Source organism: Caldicoprobacter sp., assembly GCF_047459465.1.
Lineage (GTDB): Bacteria > Bacillota > Clostridia > Caldicoprobacterales > Caldicoprobacteraceae > Caldicoprobacter.
This window is the reverse complement of the sequence record NZ_VSCO01000118.1, coordinates 1-5,548: the sequence shown is the minus strand read 5'-3', so window position 1 is coordinate 5,548 and position 5,548 is coordinate 1. Positions and strand designations below refer to the sequence as shown.

The window sequence follows — 5,548 nt, the reverse complement described above, 5'->3', positions numbered from 1 at the left end:
CCCATAATAGTGCAGGTGAATGGGAAGAAGATGGCGGCTTCCATGAATGGTATGCCCCATGGAGGATCTACCATAGCTAATAATAATTTCGCGGGACATTTTTGTATACACTTTTATGGCAGCCGGACCCATGGTACAAACAGGGTGGATCCAGAACACCAGGCGGCCATAAGGATCGCAGCAGGCAAATAAATACGCTGTCAAGCTGTGCATCTGAGAAAAATTAAGAGCTCCTCGATTGAAATTAATAAGGAGCTCTTTTGTTTTGCCGTTTGTATGCAAATTATGCATATCTGTTGATTATCTCCAGGACGTTTCTTGTACCGGAGGTATGGTCGTGAGCAGACATGGCGTTGATGTACTGATGCCTCTTGTTATAAAGGTCCAAGATTGAGAGATACAATGTATCTTCGGTCATGTCCTCTTGCAGGAGCACCTTGCTGTAACCCTTCTTTTCGAAGGATCTGGCGTTTAAGATCTGATCCCCACGGCTGACATTAAGCGGTAAAGGAATTAAGAGGCAGGGCTTTTTAAGGGCCAGAAATTCATGGATGGAATTGGAACCTGCCCTGGATATCACTATATCCGCCAAAGCCATGATGTGGGGTAACTCCTTATCCAAGTATTCAAATTGGACGTAGCCGGGAATATTGGCGTAGTTTGGGTCTATATTGCCCCTGCCGCATATATGTACTACTTGAAAGCGGGTAAGCAACTTTTTGACTATCTTGCGCAAGCAGTCATTTATGGCCACAGCCCCCGAACTTCCGCCCATTACCATTATTACCGGCTTTTCTTGCGTAAAGCCACAAAGTTTTCTGCCGATTTCAGGGTTGCCCTGAAACAGTTCTTTACGTATAGGAGTGCCGGTGTATATGGCTTTGTTGCCTTTAAATTGGGCGACGGTTTCGGGGAATGTGGTGCATATGACCTGTGCAAAGGAAGCAGCTATCCTGTTTGCCAGACCGGGAGTGATATCTGATTCGTGTAATATGACCGGCACTCGGTTTATCCATCCACCAATTACAACCGGGACAGAGACAAATCCCCCCTTTGAAAAGATGACATTGGGCTTTATCTTTTGTATTATATGCACCGACTGGCCTATTCCGTAGGCTACCTTAAAGGGGTCGGTGAAATTTTTGACATCTAGATATCGCCTCAACTTGCCCGACTGCACAGCATGGTATATTACCCCGCTTTGCTTTGATATGAGATTGTACTCTATGCCGGTTTTTGTGCCTATATAATGGATTTCCCAGCCATCGTGCTTGAGCTCTGATATGAGCGCTATATTGGGGGTCACGTGTCCTGCCGTGCCCCCACCTGTCAGCACTATTCTTTTCATTAATGTTACCTCCTACACCCTTTCAAGCGGTTTAAGCCCTATAAGCCTAAGCCCATTGGCTAGCGTGATCCGCGTGGCTTCCACCAGAGCTAGCCTTGCACTTCTCAACTGTTGGTCCTCTACCAGAATGGGGTGTTCATGATAGAAACGATTAAAGTCTTGGGCCAAGTTCACCAGATAACGCGTTATGACGGAGGGTTCAAGCTGATTTAAAGCTATCATGACTTTTTCGGGGAACTGATACAGCGTTTTACACACCTGGTACTCTTCTTTGGTCTTAAGCATGCCGGGATTAAAACTGCTGTCACCTTCAGGAGCCTTTCTAAGCACGCTGCAACACCTTGCGTGTGTGTATTGTACATACGGCCCGGTTTCTCCGTCGAAATTTAGCACTTCATCCCAGGAGAAGGACACATCTTTAATTCGATTGCTGTAAAGGTCGCTGAATATAACAGCGCCTACTCCCACGTATCGAGCTACTTCTTCCTTGTTCTCCATGTCAGGATTCTTGCTCTCGATTATTTCCAGGGTTTTCTTGATGGCCTCGGATAGTATATCTTCTAGCAGCACCACCTTACCTTTGCGGGTGGACAGCTTTTCTCCTCCCAGGCTCACAAGGCCAAAGGGAACGTGTATGAGGTCCTTTGCCCATTCATACCCCATTAGCTCTATGACCTTGAACCATTGCTGAAAATGGAGGCTTTGGGCCGCACCCGTCACGTATATGCATTTATGAAAATTATACTCCTTTTTGCGGTATATGGCGGCTGCTATATCGCGAGTGGCATACAGGCTGCTGCCATCTTTTTTTAGTATCATACAGGGAGGCATACCATATTCTTCTAGGTCTACTATCAAGGCACCTTCGCTTTCCTTGAGCAAGTTCTTTTGTTTCAGCTCTTCGATTACGGCATCTATCTTATCGTTATAGAAGCTTTCACCGGCATACGAATCAAAATGTACGTCCAGAAGGTCATATACCTTTTGAAATTCTTTGAGGCTTATATCTTTAAACCATTGCCACAGCTTTAAAGCCTCGCTGTCTCCTTTTTCCATGCGGGCAAACCAATTCCTTGCTTCATCTTCCAGCTTTGGATCCTTTTCGGCTTCCTCATGGAATTTTACGTACAGGCGCAAAAGCTCTTTTATGCCATGGGCTTCGACTTCTTCTTTATTGCCCCATAGCTTGTATGCTACTATGAGTTTGCCAAATTGGGTTCCCCAGTCACCCAGGTGATTTACGCCTATGCATCTGTATCCCATGAATTCGAATATTTTGCGCAAGGAATTGCCGATCACAGTGGAGCGAAGGTGCCCCACATGGAAAGGCTTGGCTATATTTGGAGCCGAGTAATCTATGACGATGGTCTTACCCTGTCCGATGGGTTTGGAACCATACCTTTCCCTTTCTTCCAATATGCATTTTAAGGTCTGCTCTATAAACAGAGGTTTATTGAAGAAAAAATTGAGGTAACCAGATACCGGTTCTACCCTGTCAATAAATTCCATATTTGTAATATTTGATGCTAGCTCCTGGGCGATATGCACCGGAGGCTTTCTGAGGATTTTACTCAGCTTAAAGCATGGAAGGGCTATATCACCCATTTCGGGATTAGGAGGATATTCCAGCATATCGTAAATCTGCTCATGGCTCAGTTCAGGAAGCTGTTTATGTATTGCTTGTGCGATAATGTCCTTGACGTCCAACATGGTCACTACTCCTCTTTCTTAATTTTTTCTTTATAGTCTATAATACCACACAGCTGTGCTGAATAACAATAAGCATCGACAATTTGTTGCCTTAGGGTAATAATCGACTTGACAGATTTTCTGTAATAGTATTATACTACACTTGAAAATGAAGTGGTTAAGAATGGCCTTTCTCCCTGAAGCAGGGCGGAAGGCTTTGTAAATTATAAAGACTATTGGGAATATTAATTTAGGGATTAAAAGCGAAAGGAGGAAAAGGCGTTTTCCCATTTTAAATCATTTTGGGATTTAACGCCATAAAGCCAATGAGTGAAGTCAGGACGCGGTTTGCTCCGAGCCCTACGGGTTATATGCATATCGGTAACTTGAGAACGGCGCTTTATGCCTACCTGATTGCTAAGAGTCAAGGAGGAAAGTTTATATTGCGCATTGAGGATACGGACCAGGAGAGATATGTAGAAGGAGCAATAGATGTGATATATAAGACCCTGAAGATTGTAGGGCTTGACTACGATGAAGGGCCTGATATCGGTGGACCTTACGGCCCTTATATACAAAGCCAACGCAAAGAGATCTATCAGCAATATGCAAAAGAGCTGATAGAGAGAGGGGGAGCATATTACTGTTTCTGTCCCAAAGAGAGGTTGGAAGCCCTAAGAGAGGAGTGCCAAAAGAGGGGGATTCCCTTTAAATACGATGGCCACTGTAAGAATCTCAGCAAGGAAGAAGTGGAGCAGAGGATTAGAAACGGAGAAAAATATGTCATAAGGCAGAGGATACCATCAACAGGTACCACCTCATTTCATGATGAGGTGTTTGGCACCATAACGGTGGAAAACTCCACTTTGGATGAAGGAGTGCTTATCAAATCGGACGGCATGCCGACATACAATTTTGCCAATGTAGTAGATGACAGCTTGATGAGAATAACCCATGTGGTTAGAGGAAGCGAATACCTTTCCTCTACTCCTAAATATAATCTTCTTTATCAGGCGTTTGGATGGAATATTCCAACCTATATCCATTTACCCCCTGTAATGAAGGAAGCCGGTAAGAAGCTCAGCAAGCGTGAAGGGGATGCCTCTTTTGAAGACTTCTACAACAAGGGGTATCTAGTAGAGGCCATAATAAACTACATTGCATTATTGGGATGGAGCCCAGGAAATGATAGGGAATTTTTCACCCTAGAAGAGCTTAAGGAACATTTCTCCATAAAAGGGCTCAATAAATCCCCGGCTATCTTTGACGTAAATAAGCTGCGCTGGATGAATGGAGAATATATAAGGAAGAAGAGCCTGGAGGAATTTTGCCAGCTGGCCATGCCTTACTACAAAAAAGCAATAAAGAGGCAGGACATCGATTTGATGAAGTTAAGCCGTTTGCTACAGACCCGTATAGAAATTTTAAACGACATAATAGAGAGCGTCGATTTTATAGATGAGCTTCCGGATTACGACGTCCAGATGTTTGTACACAAGAAGATGAAGACCAATCTGGAAAATTCTCTGGAGCACCTTAAGAAGAGCTATGAGGTACTGGAAAAGCTCGATAACTGGAACGAAGAAGAGATCCACAGGGCATTGATGGAACTGATACAGCAGTTGGGCGTCAAGAATGGCCAGGTACTGTGGCCCATACGTACTGCTATATCTGGGAAGCAATATACTCCAGGTGGTGCTATAGAGTTGCTGGACCTGCTGGGCAAAGAGGAATCCTTGAGGCGAATAAAGATAGGGATTGAGAAGCTGGAAAAAGCAGGTGCGTGACGGCATTTGATGCAAAGGCGGTTTCCGTAGGAAATCATGAAAACCGCCTTTTATTTTTAAGACAACTTTTTAAAGTAAAGTATGATCTATGATGTCAATAAGTATTTGTGTAAATAGAGTTTTAGATGTTTTAGAAGGAGATATCTTACCTTTACATGGGTGCAAAATTTGGCACTAGAAGATGACCTAACAACAGCAGCCTTTAAAGTTTTATAATGGGATTTTGCTTGCTTATATTGTTCATCAAGGAAATTCTATTTTATCTTAGAAAATTACAAAAGTATATCTGTAGGTTGTAGAGTAATTAGTTAGAGTATGATTAATAGTTAAGAGTACGAAAAGAGCGGAAAACAATGAATGTTTTAAGTCAATTTTGAGAAATGTTTTTATAAATTGTCGTCGATCTCCAATAGTGCAAAAACTCCTGGAGATCGACGACAATTTTTTTACTCCTGTTCAATCACAAAATCTTTATTTTTGAGGAAAAGAATGTTATAATCATTGTAATAAAAAGTATGATAGCACTTTTACAAAAATTAACAATCCTTATAAAAGGCGGAATGTAACGGGTTTTTAGACTACCTATAAGGTATTGAAACTCGGTAATTGCGCCAAGGGCCATCTCTACTACATTTGCGTTTTTAGACTACCTATAAGGTATTGAAACCATAGTCATTCGAGGCCTTTCAAATATCACATCCTTAGTTTTTAGACTACCTATAAG

Annotated in this window: 3 protein-coding genes and 1 pseudogene; 2 read left to right on the top strand and 2 right to left on the bottom strand. The window is 42.7% G+C overall.

Features of this window, described 5'->3' with window-relative positions; genetic code table 11:
- A pseudogene (locus FWJ59_RS07540) lies at positions 1 to 192 on the top strand (glycosyl hydrolase); the annotation flags it as partial.
- A gap of 91 nt (positions 193 to 283) precedes the next feature.
- Here the strand turns inward: FWJ59_RS07540 and FWJ59_RS07535 are convergent.
- Together FWJ59_RS07535 and argS are read right to left on the bottom strand one after the other, a co-directional pair.
- Entirely contained in the window at positions 284 to 1,348 is a 1,065-nt protein-coding gene (locus FWJ59_RS07535) for an undecaprenyldiphospho-muramoylpentapeptide beta-N-acetylglucosaminyltransferase (RefSeq protein WP_414481339.1), read from the bottom strand.
- Between the two features lie 12 nt (positions 1,349 to 1,360).
- Positions 1,361 to 3,058, bottom strand: a complete 1,698-nt coding sequence (argS, locus tag FWJ59_RS07530; protein WP_414481338.1) for an arginine--tRNA ligase — start codon at positions 3,056 to 3,058, stop codon at positions 1,361 to 1,363.
- 305 nt (positions 3,059 to 3,363) lie between these two features.
- Between argS and gltX the strand changes: the two genes are divergently transcribed.
- Positions 3,364 to 4,824 (top strand): glutamate--tRNA ligase, encoded by a 1,461-nt coding sequence (gene gltX / locus FWJ59_RS07525; protein WP_414481337.1) that lies wholly within the window; start codon positions 3,364 to 3,366, stop codon positions 4,822 to 4,824.
- The last annotated feature ends 724 nt before the right edge of the window (positions 4,825 to 5,548 follow it).